Source organism: Streptomyces sp. NBC_01013 (genome assembly GCF_045162765.1).
In the GTDB taxonomy this organism is placed as follows: domain Bacteria; phylum Actinomycetota; class Actinomycetes; order Streptomycetales; family Streptomycetaceae; genus Streptomyces.
Genome location: NZ_CP108687.1, coordinates 5,818,573 through 5,834,980 on the forward strand (window position 1 = coordinate 5,818,573; position 16,408 = coordinate 5,834,980).

The following is a 16,408-nucleotide window of genomic DNA, read 5'->3' on the forward strand; positions in this document are numbered from 1 at the left end:
GATAGCCGGTTACTTGACAAGGTGAAATATCCAGGCGCATGGTTGTTTCACGTCCTGAAGCTTTTTCGCTCCGGTGACGGCTTCCCGCATCCCCCTAGACATCGAGGAGACACCGAGCCCATGTCTGCAGCTCTTCCCACGTCCGGCCGTGAATGGCACCTCGTAGCCCGTCCGCACGGCTGGCCGAAGGCCGAGGACTTCGCACTGCGTGAGGCTCCGGTCACCGCCCCCGCCGAGGGCCGGGTCCTCGTCCGCAACCTGCACTTCTCGGTCGATCCCTACATGCGCGGCAGGATGAACGACGTGAAGTCGTACACCCCGCCGTTCAAGCTGGACCACCCCATGGAGGGTGGCGCGGTCGGCGAGGTCGTCGCGTCCAACGCCGAGGGCTTCGCGGTCGGCGACCACGTCCTGCACGGTCTGGGCTGGCGCGAGTACGCCGACGTCCCCGCCAAGCACGCGGTCAAGGTCGACGCCTCCCTCGCTCCGCTCTCCGCCTACCTGGGCGTGCTCGGCATGACCGGGCTCACGGCCTACGCGGGCCTGTTCGACGTGGCCTCCTTCAAGGAGGGTGACGCGGTCTTCGTCTCCGGCGCCGCCGGCGCGGTCGGCAGCCAGGTCGGTCAGATGGCGAAGCTCAAGGGCGCCTCGCGGGTCATCGGCTCCGCCGGTTCCGACGAGAAGGTCAAGCTGCTCGTCGAGGAGTACGGCTTCGACGCCGCCTTCAACTACAAGAACGGCCCCGTCGCGGAGCAACTGCGCGAGGCCGCCCCCGACGGCATCGACGTCTACTTCGACAACGTCGGCGGCGAGCACCTCGAAGCCGCGCTCTCCTCGTTCAACGTGCACGGCCGCGCGACGATCTGCGGCATGATCGCCCAGTACAACGCGACCGAGCCGACCCCGGCCCCGCGCAACCTCGCCCTCGTCATCGGCAAGCGGCTTCGCCTTCAGGGCATGCTCGTCGGCGACCACGCCGATCTCCAGGGGCAGTTCGTCCAGGAGGTGGCCGGCTGGCTGGCCTCCGGCGAGCTGAAGTACCGCGAGACGGTCGTCGAGGGCATCGAGAACGGCTTCGAGGCCTTCCTCGGTCTGCTCCGCGGTGAGAACACCGGAAAGATGATCGTCTCTCTCGGCTGAGTGCCTCACGGGCACGGGTTAGGCTCGTGCCAGGCCGTCGCGATCGTGGGCGCGAGTCGCGGCGCATCAGCAGGAGGAATCCTCAAGCATGACGATTCAGGACATAGCCGTCGCGTACACCGCCGTCGCCACCGCTTCGAGCGGCCGTGACGGCCGGGTCTCCTCGGACGACGGCAAGCTCGACGTGGTCGTCAGCCCGCCGAAGGAAATGGGCGGCAGCGGAGCGGGCACCAATCCGGAACAGCTCTTCGCGGCCGGATACGGCGCCTGCTTCCAGGGCGCGCTGGGGGTGGTGGCCCGCCAGGAGAAGGCGGACATCTCCGGATCCACGGTCACCGCCGCGGTCTCCATCGGCAAGACCGAGGCCGGCGGCTTCGGGCTGGAGGTCGCGATCACCGCGGCCATCCCGAACGTGGACAGGGCGACCGCACAGGCGCTCATCGAGAAGGCGCACCAGGTGTGCCCGTACTCGAACGCCACACGGGGCAACATCAAGGTGGAGCTCTCGGTCGTCTGACCGCCCGCACCGCCCGTACACGGCCGAGGGCCGCACCCCAAGAGGGTGCGGCCCTCGGCCTTTTCGTGCCCACGCATCCGGTGACTCCCGTGCGAAATCCCGGACATTGTTCGGAATTCTTGCGTGACCCATTGACGCGCAAGCGCTTCGATTTTACCGTCCGTTCGAGGTTACGGGCAGCATTCGATATTTCGAATAGTGAGGGCGGGCATGGACACGGGACCACCTGGCCCGGATCGCAGGCGGCTGATCGAGGAGCTGGGCTGGGCGGGGCCGCCGGCGGCTTCGGCTTCGCTGCGCCGTCCCTCTCCGCGGTCGGTATCTTCACCTTCATCGCGTCCCGGAACAACTTCCCGTGGCCGTGCGTGGTGACCGGCAACCCCGACCTGACGACCATGCCGAACGGCATCGCGAGCGTCATGGACCCCCACGGCGTCCAGTGGGCCCCGCTCATGGCCGGCGGGCTGATGGCCGGGCTGCCGCTGATCTTCGTCTTCGTCCTCCTCCGGCGCCACATCGTCAGTGGCGTCGCCCGCACCGGCCCGGCCGGACAGTGACCTGCCCCTCCCGCCGATCCATGACCGAAACACCGAACACAGCGAGGAAGTCATGACCCGCACCGCCCGTTTCACCCTCGACCCGGCGTTCACCGTCGGCGATGTCGACCCCCGCCTCTTCGGCTCGTTCGTGGAACACCTCGGCCGCTGCGTCTACGACGGCATATACGAGCCCGGCCACCCCTCGGCCGACGACGCCGGCCTGCGTACCGACGTCCTGGAACTGATCCGCGAGCTCGGCGTCACCGCCATCCGCTACCCCGGCGGCAACTTCGTCTCCGGCTACCGGTGGGAGGACAGCGTCGGCCCCGCCGAGGAACGGCCGCGCCGCCTCGACCTCGCCTGGCGCTCCACCGAGACGAACCGCTTCGGGCTCTCCGAGTACATCGACTTCTGCAGGAAGATCGGCCCGCAGGCCGAGCCCATGATGGCCGTGAACCTCGGCACCCGCGGCGTCCAGGAGGCCATCGAACTCCAGGAGTACGCCAACCACCCGGGCGGCACCGAACTCTCCGACCGCCGCATCGCGCACGGCGACAAGGACCCCTTCGGCATCAAGCTGTGGTGCCTGGGCAACGAGATGGACGGCCCCTGGCAGACCGGCCACAAGACCGCCGAGGAGTACGGCCGGATCGCCGCCGAGACGGCCCGCGCGATGCGGCAGATCGACCCGTCCGTCGAACTCGTCGCCTGCGGCTCCTCCGGCAGGTCCATGTCCACGTTCGCCGCCTGGGAGGCGACGGTCCTCGCCGAGACCTACGACCTGGTCGACTACGTCTCGCTGCACGCCTACTACGAGGAAGTCGGCGGCGACCGCGACTCGTTCCTGGCCTCCGCCGTGGACATGGAGTCCTTCATCGAGGACGTCGTCGCCACCTGCGACCACGTCGGGGCCCGGCTGAAGTCCACGAAGAGGATCAACCTCTCGTTCGACGAGTGGAACGTCTGGTACATGGCCCGCAGCCAGCAGGACGCCGAGCAGAACCCCCTCGACTGGCCCGAGGCGCCCCGCCTCCTGGAGGACAACTACTCGGTCACCGACGCCGTCGTCTTCGGCACCCTGCTCATCGCCCTGCTGCGGCACGCGGACCGGGTGACCGTGGCCTGCCTGGCCCAGTTGGTCAACGTGATCGCCCCGATCATGACCGAGCCCGGCGGACCGGCCTGGCGGCAGACCACCTTCTTCCCGTTCGCCCAGGCCGCACGGCACGGCCGGGGCCAGGTCCTGGACGTGCGGGTGGACTCGCCCACGTACGGGACGGCCAAGTACGGCGAGACGGACCTGCTGCACGCCACCGCCGTCCGCGACCCGGAGACCGGCGCGGTCACCGTCTTCGCGGTCAACCGCGGCCAGGACACGGCACTCCCGCTCGAAGTCGCCCTGCACGGCATGGGCCTGACGGGGATCACCGAGCACCAGGTCCTCGCCGACGCCGACCCGGACGCCCGCAACACCCTCACCGAACCGGGACGGGTCGCCCCGCACCCGGCGAAGGACACGGTGCTCGACGGGGGAGTGCTGCGCGCCACACTGGAGCCGATGTCCTGGAACATGATCCGCCTCGCCTGACCGCACCCCCTCGCGCGAAGGGCCCGCCCCCGTCCCGTTACGCTGACGCCATGCGTGATCTCGGGGCGGGCCTCGGCTATCTGATCAAGGGGCAGCGCTGGGTCGTCCAGCACGGCAGGTGGTTCGGCATCGGGCTGCTGCCCGGCCTGATCACCCTCTTCCTGTACGCGGGCGCCCTCGTCGGCCTCGGCTACGGAGCCGACGACCTGGCGGACTGGGCGACCCCGTTCGCCGACGACTGGTCCTCGCCCTGGCTCGGCCTGCTCCGCACCACGCTGACGGTACTGGTCTTCGCCTTCGGCCTCTTCCTGGCCGTCATCACGTTCACCGCCGTGACCCTGCTCGTGGGGCAGCCCTTCTACGAGTCGCTCTCCGAGGAGGTGGACCGCGCCGAGGGCGGCGAGGTCCCCGAGTCGGGGCTGCCGCTCTGGCGGGAACTGTGGATCTCCGCCCGCGACAGCGTACGCATCCTGGTGCGCGTGGCGCTGTACGCGGTCCTGCTCTTCGCCCTCGGATTCATCCCGGTCGCCGGCCAGACCGTCGTCCCGCTCATCGGGTTCTGCGTCACGGGGTACTTCCTCGCCGAGGAGCTCACCGCCGTCGCGCTCCAGCGCCGCGGCATGGTGCTGAAGGACCGGCTCGTCCTGCTGCGCGGCCGGCGGCTGCTGATCCTCGGCTTCGGCGTACCGCTGGGGCTCGCCTTCCTGGTCCCGTTCGTCGCCGTCTTCCTGATGCCGGGGGCCGTCGCGGGGGCGACGCTCCTGGCGCGTGACCTGGTGGGGGCGGGGAGCGACGCGGACGATGCGCGGGGCGAGGGTACGGTGCCGTCCCCCTCGCCCTGCCCCCTGGACGACTGAGCCGCCCGTCCCCGGTCAGCTCGTGTGCACCTCCAGTGCGGTGCGGACCGCGGATTCCAACGCCCCTTCGATCCAGGCGGGCTTGACGGACGTGTGGCAGCCCGCGAAGTGCAACGGACCCTCGATCGACCGTACATCGGCGAGCAGCTCGGTGTGCTGGCCGGGCAGCAGGACGGACGCCTCTCCGTACGCGTACGGGTCGCGCATCCACGACTGCGTGGCGCCGGCCCCCGTGTAGAAGACCTCGACGCGTTGCCCGTACACGTCCTGCACTCCGCCCAGGGCGTGCGGATAGCGCTCGTCGTCCCCCAGGGAGTCCCACTTCAGGGCGTCGTCGGCCCAGCTGTACGAGGCGAGGAGCACACCGCCCCTGCTGCCGGCGACCGGGTGGGAGGGCTGGTACATGAAGCGGTTGGCGTTGTCGGTGACCGAACCGCCGCCGATGACATGGGCTGCCGCGGGCTGGTCGCGGGCGGTCGCGCGGTACGCCGCGTAGTGCACGCGCTGGTTCGGCGCGAGATGGCCGGGCGGCACGGAGGGGTGCGCGCCCAGCAGTGAGCCGTCCGCCGGGGCCTTCCCGAGCCGGTAGGCCTCGTACAGCCCGGGCCGGACCCGCTCCAGCTCCCTCTTCCAGTCCTTCTCCTCGAACTCCCACCAACGGCGGCTGAATTCGAGCAGCACCTTGGTGGCCGCGTCGTAGTGCACCTCGGTGATCGCCCGCCGCTTGCCGTACGAGAGCGGGGGCGTGACCGGGACGTGCCGCAGACCGGAGAACGGCACGGTGACGATCGCCCGGTCGCCGGTGAACGTCTCGCGCACGACCGTGCCGTCCCGGCCCTCCGACACCGTCTCGACCCGGACGCCCTCGCCCCCGTGGCTGATCCTGGCGGCCCGGCGGTCCATCCGCACCAGGTCCTTGACCCGCGCGTACATGGCGTCGGCCAGCGTCCCCGTGCCGTCGGGCAGCTCGTAGAACGCGGTGTCCGGGCTGATCAGGGAGGCCCCGATGAAACTGTGCACGAAGGCGAGGGGGAGTCGCGAGGTGAGGTTCTCGACGGTTCCGACGAGGTCGATGGTGCGCTCGTCGAGCCCGGCCGCCTCGGTCAGGAAGCGGAACATCGACCAGTGGCCGTACCTCTGGATGACCCGGGCCCAGCCCTTGACGAGTTCCGGTCCCTCCTTGCCCTCGAACTCCTTGCGTACGGGCGCGAAGGCCTCCCGCACGATGGTCGAGGCGGCCTTGTCCTCGAACGCCGCGGGGACCCCGAAGGAGCGGTTGACCGCCTGGGGCTTCTTCGCGTAGTCCGCCTTGCGCACCCGGATGCCGTTGACGTGGATCCAGGTGTGGTTGACGGGCTGTCCCGAGCCGTCGACGTCCACGAGGTGGAAGCGCCGCCGCTTCAGTCCGAAGCCGTCCATGAGCCCGGTGACGAGGGGGTGGCTCTCGGGGATCCGCATCGCCCCGGCCTCGGCGTACTGCTTCGGGTCGGCGAACGGCGACTTCGCGTTCTCGTGACCGCCCTTGCGGAAGGTCTTGATCCGGCCGCCGACCCGGTTCCCGTTGGCCTCGATCACGGTGACGGTGTGTCCGGCCTCGCGAAGCAGGTGGGCGGCGGTGAGCCCGGCCGGTCCCGCGCCGATGATCAGCACCTTCTTGGGGTCCTTGCCGCTGCGCGGCAGGCCCTTGGAGAGCAGGACGTCGCGGTAGTGCGGTACCAGTGACTCGTCCTGTTCGTCGCGTACGAGGATGGCGCGCGCGACGGTCAGGCAGGCGTCCCAGTCGGAGCCGGGGGCCGCGACGGGGGCGGTGAGGGGTGCGGCTGCGGCGGCCGCGGTGGGCGTGGCGAGGGCGGTGGCACCCGCGGCGGCGCCCGCGATCACGGTGCGCCTGGAAGGCAGGCCGGAAGAGGGCAGGCCGGACGACGGTCCGGCAGGCTTGGAGGTCATGCGGCCACCCTGGGGGGCGCGGAAAGGGGCGCATTGCGCGAACGCGCGTAGACCGTCCGGAATCACTCCCAGGTGCCGCTTAACGATCTTGTAGTATCGGTGTTCCCGCAGGTCAGGTCACCCGCCGACGGGAACACCGGAGGCATCTGGGACGAGCCCGCGGGTCAGCGCACCGAGAAGCCGTACACCGTCGTCGACACGTACTCCTCGCCCGGACGCAGCACCGTGCTCGGGAACTCCGGCCGGTTCGGCGAGTCCGGGAAGTGCTGGGTCTCCAGGGCGATCCCGGCGCACGGGCCGAACGGCCGTCCCTCGAAGTGGTCCGCGGTGTACAGCTGCATGCCCGGCTCCGTCGTCGTGACGCTCAGGACGCGCCCCGACGCCTCGTCGTACAGCTCGGCCACCGGTCCGCTCACGCCCTCGTCCAGCACGAAGTTGTGGTCGTACTCCTTGGAGACCGGCTGCGCCTCCCGGAAGTCGAACCGGGTCCCGTCCACGGGCAGGAACTCACCCGTCGGCAGTGACTGCGCGTCCACCGGGGTGATCCGCCCGGCCGCGATCCGCAGCCGCTGGCCCAGCGCGCTGCCGGAGTCGGCGCCCGCCAGGTTCCAGTACGTGTGGTTCGTCAGGTTCAGCACGGTCGGCGCGTCCGTCGTCGCCCGGTACGCGATCCGCAGCGCCCCGTCCTCGTCCAGCGTGTAGGCCACCGAGACCTCCACCCGGCCCGGGAACCCCTCCTCGCCGTCCGCCGCGACCAGGGACAGCTCCACCCCGTCGGCTACCTCATGGGCGTCCCACACACGCTTGTCGAAGCCGATCGCCCCGCCGTGCACATGGTTGCGCCCCTCGTTGCGCGTGACGTGACAGGTCTGCCCGTCGAGGACGAACGACGCCCCGCCGATCCGGTTCGCGTACCGCCCGACCAGCGCGCCGAAGTACGGCCCGGTGTACTTCTGGTACGAGGCGAGATCCGGCAGCCCGAGCGCCACCCCGGCCCGCGTGCCGTCCCGGTCCGGCACCTCCACCGACTGCACGATGGCGCCGTACGTCAGCACCCGGACCCGCGTGCCACCGCGTTCCAGGGTCCAGCGGTCCACGGCGGTGCCGTCCCCGAGGGTGCCGAAGTGTTCCGTACGCATCACCGTGTTCGAACCCGTCTCCATGATCGCGAACTTTACGCGGGAGGCCGCGCCGCCGTGACATTGCGGTAGGCGATCTCGGCCAGCCGGGCCTGCCCGTTGCGCCCCGGGTGGAACCAGTCCCACTGGCTGAGCTGCTTGCCGGTGAACCGGTAGTCGAACACCGCCCCGCCGTCGTAACGGCAGCGCCGATCCTTCGCGCACACCTCGCGCAGCACCCCGTTGTACGCGACGACGCGGTCCTGCACCTCCGCGCGCCTGGCCACTGCCGAGGCGCCCAGGTTGTCCGCGTCGCCCAGCATCGTCCTGCAGATGCCCAGCTTCCAGATCTGCTTGCCCAGCTGGTTGCCCCGGCCCGTCGACCAGAGCCGCTTGAGGTCCGGCACGCTCGACACGTACACCTGCGCCTTGGGTGCCGCGCCGCGCAGCTGACGCATCGACGCCTCGAACGACGCCCGGAAGTCCTCTACCGGCGTCATGGACCGTAGCGAGTCCCGGCAGGCGTCGTTGGCGCCGATCATCACCGTCACCAGATCCGGGTCCTCCTTCGCGGCCAGCGCCATCTGCTCCGGCAACTGGGCGATCCTGGCCCCCGTCTCGGCGTGGTTCCAGCTGCGGGTGGCCGCGCCCGACGCGCCGAGGAGCCGCACCGCGAGACTGCGCACCGAGCTGTCCGTGCCGGTCGACCACGAGGCCTCGGGGCAGTCGGCCAGCACCGAACAGGCGTCGAAGCCCCGGGTGATGGAGTCCCCGACCGCGGCGACCGACTCCGGACTGCGGTCCCAGACCGGTGCGGCCGCCGGCCGCCTGCCCTCCTGGGCCGTCGCGCCCTTCGTCGTCCCGGCGGACCCGGAGTCACAGCCCGTCAGGACGGCCGTGCCGAGGATCGACACGGCGGCCAGCGTGGCCAGTGCGGTCCGCGAGCGGTGCCGTACGGAGCGATCCGGCATTGTCCTCGTCCCCTCCTGTCCCATGCCTCCGGCACACCCGTGCGGCACCGGTCGGCGGGCCCCCGCGCCCTGCCGGGTGAATGCCGAGCGAATCGTGGGCCCAGGACCGACGGTACGTCACACCTCGGACGCCGCCGCACGGTAGCTTTTCCACGTCGAACCAGTGCCTCTTTCGGGCGCCCGGCTCCACTCGGGTGGCTCTCGAACATCACATCACGTCATATACCCGTCTTTCTCCGGACATTACCTCCCGATACTGTTTACTGATGACAGCCTCGGGAACCGGCCGGTAAGAGGTGGTACGGCGCGAGGCCGCTGGGGAAGGCGAACCTCGTCCCACACTGGAGGTCCCGGTGACGACACGTGGAGTCCTGTACGTCCACTCAGCCCCGCGCGCGCTCTGCCCTCACGTCGAGTGGGCGGTGGGGGGCGTACTCGGCGTGCGGGTCCAGCTCGACTGGATCAGACAGCCGGCCGCGCCCGGCACCTGGCGTTCCGAATTCTCCTGGCAGGCCCGCCCGGGCACGGCGTCGAAGCTGGCCTCCGCGCTGCGCGGCTGGGATCTGCTGCGATTCGAGGTGACCGCGGAACCCTCACCGACCGCGGAGGGCGAGCGCTACAGCTCCACGCCCGAGCTCGGCATCTTCCACGCCGTCACCGGCATGCACGGCGACATCCTGGTCCCCGAGGACCGGCTGCGGGCCGCGCTGGCGCGTTCGCTGAGCGGGGAGACGGACCTGGAGGGCGAGATCGCCAAACTTCTCGGCAAGCCGTGGGACGACGAACTGGAGTCCTTCCGCCACGCGGGCGAGGGTGCGCCGGTGCGGTGGCTGCACCAGGTGGTGTGAGCGGGGCTCCGTCCCGCACTCCGGCGCCTCGAACGCCCGCATCAAGCCCCAACGGCGATCGAGGAGCCGGGGCCCTGGGCAGGGCCCCACGGAAGGGCCCGCGCCAAGCCTGAGGCCCGCCTCCCCTCACGGGGAAGCGGGCCTCAGGCGTACAGCGGGAAGATCACACGCTACGGAACGCCAGCACCACGTTGTGCCCGCCGAACCCGAACGAGTTGTTGATCGCCGCGATCGGCCCCTCGGGCAGCGCCCGGGGTTCGCCGCGCACGATGTCCGCCTCGACCGCCTCGTCGAGGTGGTCGACGTTGATGGTCGGCGGAGCCATCCGGTGGTGCAGGGCCAGCACGGTCGCCACGGTCTCGATACCGCCCGCGCCACCGAGCAGGTGCCCCGTCATCGACTTCGTCGCCGAGATGGCGACGTGGTCCAGGTCATCACCCAGGACCTTGCGCAGGGCCTTCAGCTCCGCGATGTCGCCCTGCGGTGTGGAGGTCGCGTGCGCGTTGAGGTGCACGACCTCGGACGGCTTGAGGTCCGTCTGGTCCAGCAGGTTCTGCATCGCCGTGGCGATACCGCGCCCGGTCGGCTCCGGCTGGGCGATGTGGTGGGCGTCCGCGGACAGCCCCTGGCCCAGCACCTCGCAGTAGACCCGGGCGCCGCGCGCGGCGGCGTGCTCCGCGGACTCCAGGACGACGACACCGGCGCCCTCGCCCAGGACGAAGCCGTCGCGGGCCGTGTCGTAGGGACGCGAGGCCTTCTCGGGCTCGTCGTTGCTCTTGGACATCGCCATCATGTTGGCGAACGCCGCGATCGGCAGCGGGTGGATCGCCGCCTCGGTGCCACCGGCGAGGACCACGTCGGCACGGCCGGTACGGATCATCTCGACGGCGTAACCGATGGCCTCGGCGCCCGACGCACAGGCGGAGACCGGGGTGTGGACGCCCGCCTGGGCGTTCACCTCGATCCCCACGTTGGCGGCCGGGCCGTTCGGCATGAGCATGGGCACGGTGTGCGGGGAGACGCGGCGGACGCCCTTCTCCTTCAGCACGTCGTACTGGTCGAGCAGGGTGATCACACCGCCGATGCCGGAGGCGATGACCGAACCCAGCCGCTCGGGCCGGATCTTCTCGTCCTCACCGGCGGGGCCGGTGAAGCCCGCGTCCGCCCACGCCTCACGGGACGCGATGAGCGCGAACTGCGCCGAGCGGTCCAGCTTGCGGGCGAGGGGGCGGGGCAGGACGTCGCCCGGGTCGACGGCCGCGAGGGCCGCGATCCGGACAGGCAGTTCGGCGAAACGTTCGCCCTCAAGAGGCTTGACGCCGGAACGGCCGGCCATCAGACCTTCCCAGGTCGATGCGGAATCGCCACCCAGCGGAGTGGTTGCGCCGATACCGGTGACGACCACGGTGCGATTGGTCGAGCTCACTGGAAAATCTTCTCCACGTGTAGAGGGTCGTGAATCAGCGGCGCCACCGCCGGGTGGCGACACAGCCGGGCTGGGATCAGCCCTGGTGCTTGAGGATGTAGTCGGCGGCGTCGCCGACCGTCTTGAGGTTCTTGACGTCCTCGTCGGGGATCTTGACGTCGAAGCGCTCCTCGGCGGCGACGACGACCTCGACCATGGACAGCGAGTCGACGTCCAGGTCGTCGGTGAAGGACTTCTCCAGCTCGACGTCCTCGACGGGGATACCGGCGATCTCGTTGACGATCTCGGCGAGACCGTCGACGATCTCCTTCTGCGTGGCGGCCATGTTGGCGCTCCTTCGGTGGGTTTCTGCTGGGTTCGGGCGTCCGGGCGAAAAGACCCGGTGTGCCTAGGGGAGGGTAACGACCGTCGCGGCGTAGACGAGACCCGCCCCGAAGCCGATGACGAGCGCGGTGTCGCCGCTCTTCGCCTGACCGGTCGCCAGGAGCCGCTCCATTGCGAGCGGAATCGAGGCGGCGGAGGTGTTGCCGGTGGTCTCCACGTCACGGGCGACCGTGACGTGCTCCGGCAGCTTCAGGGTCTTCACCATCGAGTCGATGATCCGCATGTTGGCCTGGTGCGGAATGAAGACGTCCAGGTCTTCCGGGGCGATCCCGGCCGCGTCCAGCGCCTGCTGGGCGACCTTCGCCATCTCGAAGACGGCCCAGCGGAAGACCGCCTGGCCCTCCTGCGTGATGGCGGGGAACTTCTCCGGACGGTCGGCGTGGAAGGTGTCCCACGCCACGGTCTGCTTGATCGTCTCGGACTTGTCGCCCTCGGAGCCCCAGACCGTGGGGCCTATGGCGGGGACCTTGGACGGGCCGACGATGACCGCGCCGGCGCCGTCGCCGAACAGGAACGCCGTCGCGCGGTCGCTCAGGTCCGTGAGGTCGCTCAGCCGCTCCACGCCGATGACGAGTACGTACTCGGCGGAACCCTCGACGATCATGCCCTTGGCGAGCGTCAGGCCGTAGCCGAAGCCCGCACAGCCGGCCGAGATGTCGAAGGCGGCGGGCTTGCCCGCACCGACCTTGTGGGCGATCTCGGTCGCGATGGCCGGGGTCTGCTTGAAGTGCGAGACGGTGGAGACGATGACCGCGCCGATCTGCTCCGGCGTGATTCCGGCGTCGGCGATGGCCTTGCCGGACGCCTCGACGGACATCGCGGCCACGGTCTCCTGGTCGGAGGCCCAGTGGCGGGTGGCGATGCCGGACCGGGAGCGGATCCACTCGTCGGACGAGTCGATCGTCTCGAGGATCACCTCGTTGGGCACGACACGGGTCGGGCGGTAACCGCCCACACCCATGATCCGTGCGTACGGGGCGCCCTGACTGGGCTTGATCTTCGACATGCTCTCGGGCTCCTTAGGCGCCTGCGTGCTCAGCGATGAGCGCGCGGGCCGCGTCGAGGTCGTCGGGGGTCTTGAGCGCGAGGGTCTGCACGCCGGGCAGCGCACGCTTGGCCAGACCGGTCAGCGTGCCACCGGGGCAGGCCTCGACGATCGCGGTGACGCCCAGCGCCTTGAACGTCTCCATGCACAGGTCCCAGCGGACCGGGTTGGCGACCTGGCCGACCAGCCGCGAGATGACCTCCGCACCGGTGGCCACGGTCTTCCCGTCGGCGTTCGAGACATATGTCACGGCCGGGTCGGAGACCTCCAGGGCCGTGGCGGCCTCACGGAGACGCTCGACCGCGGGAGCCATGTGGTGCGTGTGGAACGCGCCGGCGACCTTGAGCGGGACCACCCGGCGCACGCCCTCGGGCATGTCCTCGGTGAGCGCGGCGATCTGCGCGGCGGTGCCGGCGGCGACGATCTGGCCGCTGCCGTTGATGTTCGCCGGAGTCAGACCCAGCTTCTCCAGGTGCAGGACGGTGACCTCCGGGTCACCGCCGAGCAGGGCGGCCATGCCGGTCTCGGTGACCGCGGCGGCCTCGGCCATGCCGAGCCCGCGGGTGCGCACGAAACGCAGCGCCGCCTCGTCGCCGATGACCCCGGCGAGAGCGGCTGCGGTGATTTCACCCACGCTGTGACCTGCGACGACAGCCGGTGAGGCGTCAAGCGCGGTGGCGGAGAGCAGGCCGGCGGCGACCAGCAGCGGCTGAGCCACCGCGGTGTCACGGATCTCCTCCGCGTCGGCCTTCGTGCCGTAGTGGGCAAGGTCGAGCCCGATGGCGTCGGACCAGGCCGCGATGCGGTCGGTGGCACCGGGGAGGTCGAGCCAGGGAGTCAGGAAGCCGGGCGTCTGAGCGCCTTGGCCGGGAGCGACGAGTACGAGCACCCTCACACTCTCTCTTGTGAACGGTACGGAACGCCCGTGGGGACAGGGACGAAGAACCGTAGGGGGAATTGTTGATGTCCGACAAAAGTCTAGGACTGGAGATCCCTGTCGGCCAGACGCCCCAGAATCAGGGCGATCCGCAGAGTGAACGCCGAGCGGACGTCGGAGGGCGACCACCCGGTGACGTCTGTCACACGTCGGAGCCGGTAGCGCACGGTGTTGGGGTGGACGAACAACATGCGGGCGGCACCTTCGAGGCTGCTCGCCTGTTCCAGATACACACTCAGCGTCTCCAGGAGGGCAGAACCTGCTTCTTCGAGCGGTCTGTAGATCTCCTCCACCAACTGATCCCGCGCGGCGGGGTCGCCCGCCATGGCGCGCTCCGGCAGGAGATCGTCCGCGAGGACCGGCCGCGGGGCGTCCTGCCAGGCGCTGCACGCCTTGAGCCCGGCGGCAGCCGCCTGCGCGGACCGGGTGGCCGCCAGCAGGTCCGGCACCACGGGGCCGGCGACGACCGGTCCCGCCGCGTACGGACCGATGAGCGCCTTCGCGACCTGCAGCGGATTGTCGCTGCCGCCGGCGATCACGACCAGGCGGTTGCCCAGCACCCCGGTCAGGACCTGGAGCTTGGCGTGCCGGGCGGCCCGGCGGATCGCCTCCACGGTCAGTTCGCTGTCGCCGTCCGGGGCCGTACCGAGCAGCACGCACACGTGCTCGGGGGAGTTCCAGCCGAGCGCGGCGGCCCGGGACACGGCACCCTCGTCGGCCTCCCCGGACAGCACCGCGTTGACCACGAGTGATTCGAGGCGCGCGTCCCAGGCGCCCCGGGCCTCGGCGGCCTGCGCGTACACCTGGGCGGTCGCGAAGGCGATCTCCCGCGCGTAGACGAGCAGCGCCTCGCGCAGCACCGACTCGTCGCCGGGCGCGGCGACTTCGTCGATCGCCGCCTCCATGACCTCGATGGTCGTCCGCACCATTTCTACGGTCTGCCGCAGCGTGATCGCCCGGGTCAGTTCGCGCGGGGCCGTGCCGAAGACATCGGTCGAGATGGCCTGCGGGGTCTCCGGATGCCGGAACCACTCGGTGAACGCGGCGATGCCGGCCTGGGCCACCAGCCCGATCCACGACCGGTTCTCCGGAGGCATCGCCCGGTACCACGGCAGCGACTCGTCCATGCGGGCGATCGCGTTCGCGGCCAGCCGGCCGGAGGACTGCTCCAGCCGCTTCAGGGTCGCGGCATGGAGATGGGCGGCGTTCGCAGCGGGCTGCTCAGGATCGGGTCGGGGCACGGGGACAAGACTGCCCTATCCGGACGGGTGCCCGAAGGGGCGGGGCCGGTGGCGGGTCGTACCGGCGGGTAGTCGCCCCGGGGCCGGGGCGCTGGTCAGGCGCGCGGGCTACCGTGGGCAGGTGATTTCCGTACGTCGCTCGGGCGACCGATTCAGGGGCGGGGACGGGGCGGCCGGCATCGAGTCCCGGCACTCCTTCTCCTTCGGCACGTTCTACGACCCCGACCACCTGCGCTTCGGCCCGATCCTGGCCTGCAACGAGGAGCGTCTCGCCCCGGGCGCGGGCTTCGAGGAGCACCCGCACAGCCACACGGAGATCGTGACCTGGGTCGTGGAGGGCGAGCTGACCCACCGGGACTCGGCCGGTCACGCCACCGTCGTGCGGGCCGGAGACATCCAGCACCTCAGCGCGGCCTCCGGTGTCCGGCACGAGGAACGCAACGACGCCGAAGCGCCGTTGACGTTCCTCCAGATGTGGCTCGCGCCCCTGGAGCCGGGCGGCGAGCCCTCGTACACGACGGTTCCCGGCATCGCCGACTCCACTCCGTACGCCCTGCCGGAGGCCGGGGCGATGCTCCACGTGCGACGGCTGGCCGAGGGGGAGCGCGCGGCGGTACCGGACTCGCCCAAGGCGTACGTCCATGTGGTGGCCGGGGACGTGCGGCTCGGCGACGAGGAACTGAGGGCGGGCGACGCGGCGCGGATCACGGGGGAGAAGGACCTCGAACTGGTCGCGGGCGGGAAGGCCGAGGTGCTGCTCTGGGAGCTGGCGGACTGAGGCGTCGATCCGGTCGGCCCGTCCGGCGGCAGGCCCGCCTCGCTTCACCAGTCGAACTTCTCCATGTCCTCCTCGGTCGCGCTGCGGTAGCCGGTGATCACGTCACCGTCGAACCGCACGAGGCAGAAGCCCTTGTCGTCCAGCCCGCACTGCTTGCACCACTCGGGATAGCCGGGGACCTCGAAGCGGCCCGTCCGGGGGGACCCCTTGGCCGTGTCCGACCACGCAATCGTGTCACCGACGCGAAACCTGTGCAGGTACACGTCCCCGAAGTGGAACTGGATCACCACGTCCTCCTGCGAACCGCACTGGGGGCAGGGAGACGGGGCGGGGACGAACAGCCGGTCGTACACACCCATGTCCGGGCGCCTCTCGTTCGGAACCCTGTCCCTGACCTGAGCACGGCCGGAACGCTCCGCACAGCATGAGCGGGAACCGCCGGTCGGACAAAGGCTTTTCAGCGGCCGTTCTCGCGGCGCCACATCGACCACATCGGCGGCCCGGACCGAAACGTCATCTCCTCGTGCACGGCGAAACCATGCCGCTGGTAGAACGTCAGATTGCGCCGGTTGCTCGACTCCAGGAAGACCGGGCGCCCGTCCGTGTCCGCCCGCTCCAGCAGGGCGCTCAACACCTGGGAACCGCGCCCCGTACCGCGCGCGTCCGCGTGGGTGCCGATGTACTCGACGTACCAGTGCGCGGGTCCCGCCGGATGCCGGTGCTCCAGCGCGAGCAACCGCATCCCGGTCCTGGGCAGTTGGGCCCGCCCCGCCCGTACCAGTGTGCCCGCGTTGCGCAGCAGGTGGCTCACCGGCAGCTTCCACTGTCCGGGCTCGGCCCACACCGCCGCCACCGTGCGGTCCTCGTCCGTCCACACCCGCCCCACCGGGACCTGCTGGGCGAGGTGTGCGGTGAACAGGAGACGCAGCCTGCGGTCCCGGTCGTGCGGCATCAGCCACGACCAGACGGGGTCCTCGGCGTAGGCGCTGGCGAGTACGGCGGCGAGAGCCGGGACGTCGGAGGCGGTGGCGCGGACTATGGCGGTCATGGCCGAGGAGGGTAGCGGGTGCCG

Annotated in this window: 16 protein-coding genes and 1 pseudogene; 7 read left to right on the top strand and 10 right to left on the bottom strand. The window is 70.6% G+C overall.

The genetic code is table 11. The features are described from left to right. Nucleotides 1–120: 120 nt before the first annotated feature. The 5 genes and pseudogenes from OG538_RS25280 to OG538_RS25300 all read left to right on the top strand — a co-directional run bounded on the left by OG538_RS25280 (nt 121) and on the right by OG538_RS25300 (nt 4,641). On the top strand, nt 121–1,140 hold the full coding sequence (locus OG538_RS25280) for an NADP-dependent oxidoreductase (protein ID WP_406097249.1): 1,020 nt from the start codon (nt 121–123) through the stop codon (nt 1,138–1,140). Nucleotides 1,141–1,228: 88 nt separating this feature from the next. Then, nucleotides 1,229–1,657, top strand: a complete 429-nt coding sequence (locus OG538_RS25285; RefSeq protein WP_406097251.1) for an organic hydroperoxide resistance protein — start codon at nt 1,229–1,231, stop codon at nt 1,655–1,657. Nucleotides 1,658–1,956: 299 nt separating this feature from the next. Beyond that, nucleotides 1,957–2,214: pseudogene (locus OG538_RS25290) on the top strand (carbohydrate ABC transporter permease); the annotation flags it as partial. Nucleotides 2,215–2,266: 52 nt separating this feature from the next. Continuing rightward, nucleotides 2,267–3,784, top strand: coding sequence for an alpha-N-arabinofuranosidase (locus OG538_RS25295; RefSeq protein ID WP_406097253.1), 1,518 nt, complete (start codon nt 2,267–2,269; stop codon nt 3,782–3,784). 50 nt (nt 3,785–3,834) lie between these two features. Beyond that, entirely contained in the window at nt 3,835–4,641 is an 807-nt protein-coding gene (locus OG538_RS25300; protein WP_406097255.1) for an EI24 domain-containing protein, read from the top strand. A 15-nt stretch (nt 4,642–4,656) separates the two neighbouring features. Here the strand turns inward: OG538_RS25300 and OG538_RS25305 are convergent, their stop codons facing one another. The 3 genes from OG538_RS25305 to OG538_RS25315 all read right to left on the bottom strand — a co-directional run bounded on the left by OG538_RS25305 (nt 4,657) and on the right by OG538_RS25315 (nt 8,677). Next, on the bottom strand, nt 4,657–6,588 hold the full coding sequence (locus OG538_RS25305; RefSeq protein ID WP_406097257.1) for a flavin monoamine oxidase family protein: 1,932 nt from the start codon (nt 6,586–6,588) through the stop codon (nt 4,657–4,659). A gap of 164 nt (nt 6,589–6,752) precedes the next feature. Further along, nucleotides 6,753–7,751, bottom strand: coding sequence for an aldose epimerase family protein (locus OG538_RS25310; protein ID WP_406097259.1), 999 nt, complete (start codon nt 7,749–7,751; stop codon nt 6,753–6,755). 11 nt (nt 7,752–7,762) lie between these two features. After that, complete coding sequence (locus OG538_RS25315) at nt 7,763–8,677, bottom strand: SGNH/GDSL hydrolase family protein (RefSeq protein ID WP_406097261.1); 915 nt, start codon at nt 8,675–8,677, stop codon at nt 7,763–7,765. Between the two features lie 353 nt (nt 8,678–9,030). Here OG538_RS25315 and OG538_RS25320 point away from each other — a divergent pair, with 353 nt between their 5' ends. After that, complete coding sequence (locus OG538_RS25320; RefSeq protein ID WP_406097263.1) at nt 9,031–9,525, top strand: DUF3145 domain-containing protein; 495 nt, start codon at nt 9,031–9,033, stop codon at nt 9,523–9,525. A 163-nt stretch (nt 9,526–9,688) separates the two neighbouring features. On the opposite strand, the gene fabF is transcribed toward OG538_RS25320, so the two are convergent. From fabF to OG538_RS25345, 5 genes are all read right to left on the bottom strand, one after another. Further along, the gene (gene fabF / locus OG538_RS25325; protein WP_406097265.1) at nt 9,689–10,951 is read right to left on the bottom strand and encodes a beta-ketoacyl-ACP synthase II; all 1,263 of its coding nucleotides are present in this window, start codon (nt 10,949–10,951) and stop codon (nt 9,689–9,691) included. Nucleotides 10,952–11,027: 76 nt separating this feature from the next. Beyond that, on the bottom strand, nt 11,028–11,276 hold the full coding sequence (locus OG538_RS25330) for an acyl carrier protein (RefSeq protein WP_406097267.1): 249 nt from the start codon (nt 11,274–11,276) through the stop codon (nt 11,028–11,030). Nucleotides 11,277–11,339: 63 nt separating this feature from the next. Next, nucleotides 11,340–12,341 (bottom strand): ketoacyl-ACP synthase III, encoded by a 1,002-nt coding sequence (locus OG538_RS25335; RefSeq protein ID WP_406097269.1) that lies wholly within the window; start codon nt 12,339–12,341, stop codon nt 11,340–11,342. Nucleotides 12,342–12,354: 13 nt separating this feature from the next. Further along, a complete protein-coding gene (locus tag OG538_RS25340) occupies nt 12,355–13,269 on the bottom strand; it encodes an ACP S-malonyltransferase (RefSeq protein ID WP_406097271.1) in 915 nt (304 codons plus the stop codon). An 89-nt stretch (nt 13,270–13,358) separates the two neighbouring features. Continuing rightward, on the bottom strand, nt 13,359–14,558 hold the full coding sequence (locus OG538_RS25345; protein WP_326736014.1) for a helix-turn-helix domain-containing protein: 1,200 nt from the start codon (nt 14,556–14,558) through the stop codon (nt 13,359–13,361). A 121-nt stretch (nt 14,559–14,679) separates the two neighbouring features. On the opposite strand from OG538_RS25345, the gene OG538_RS25350 reads away from it, so the two are divergent. Continuing rightward, nucleotides 14,680–15,336, top strand: coding sequence for a pirin family protein (locus OG538_RS25350; protein ID WP_406097273.1), 657 nt, complete (start codon nt 14,680–14,682; stop codon nt 15,334–15,336). Between the two features lie 44 nt (nt 15,337–15,380). On the opposite strand, the gene OG538_RS25355 is transcribed toward OG538_RS25350, so the two are convergent. Together OG538_RS25355 and OG538_RS25360 are read right to left on the bottom strand one after the other, a co-directional pair. After that, nucleotides 15,381–15,695, bottom strand: a complete 315-nt coding sequence (locus tag OG538_RS25355; protein WP_406097275.1) for a hypothetical protein — start codon at nt 15,693–15,695, stop codon at nt 15,381–15,383. Nucleotides 15,696–15,793: 98 nt separating this feature from the next. Further along, nucleotides 15,794–16,384 carry a GNAT family N-acetyltransferase gene (locus tag OG538_RS25360; protein WP_406097277.1) on the bottom strand — a complete coding sequence of 197 codons (591 nt, stop codon included), beginning with the start codon at nt 16,382–16,384 and terminating at the stop codon, nt 15,794–15,796. Nucleotides 16,385–16,408: the final 24 nt, after the last annotated feature.

Coding starts and splice junctions, on each gene's coding strand:
- OG538_RS25360 (WP_406097277.1), bottom strand. CDS start 16,384: ATGACCGCCATAGTCCGCGCCACCGCCTCCGACGTCCCGGCTCTCGCC.
- OG538_RS25310 (WP_406097259.1), bottom strand. CDS start 7,751: ATGGAGACGGGTTCGAACACGGTGATGCGTACGGAACACTTCGGCACC.
- OG538_RS25330 (WP_406097267.1), bottom strand. CDS start 11,276: ATGGCCGCCACGCAGAAGGAGATCGTCGACGGTCTCGCCGAGATCGTC.
- OG538_RS25305 (WP_406097257.1), bottom strand. CDS start 6,588: ATGACCTCCAAGCCTGCCGGACCGTCGTCCGGCCTGCCCTCTTCCGGC.
- OG538_RS25285 (WP_406097251.1), top strand. CDS start 1,229: ATGACGATTCAGGACATAGCCGTCGCGTACACCGCCGTCGCCACCGCT.
- OG538_RS25295 (WP_406097253.1), top strand. CDS start 2,267: ATGACCCGCACCGCCCGTTTCACCCTCGACCCGGCGTTCACCGTCGGC.
- OG538_RS25355 (WP_406097275.1), bottom strand. CDS start 15,695: ATGGGTGTGTACGACCGGCTGTTCGTCCCCGCCCCGTCTCCCTGCCCC.
- OG538_RS25315 (WP_406097261.1), bottom strand. CDS start 8,677: ATGCCGGATCGCTCCGTACGGCACCGCTCGCGGACCGCACTGGCCACG.
- OG538_RS25335 (WP_406097269.1), bottom strand. CDS start 12,341: ATGTCGAAGATCAAGCCCAGTCAGGGCGCCCCGTACGCACGGATCATG.
- OG538_RS25300 (WP_406097255.1), top strand. CDS start 3,835: ATGCGTGATCTCGGGGCGGGCCTCGGCTATCTGATCAAGGGGCAGCGC.
- OG538_RS25280 (WP_406097249.1), top strand. CDS start 121: ATGTCTGCAGCTCTTCCCACGTCCGGCCGTGAATGGCACCTCGTAGCC.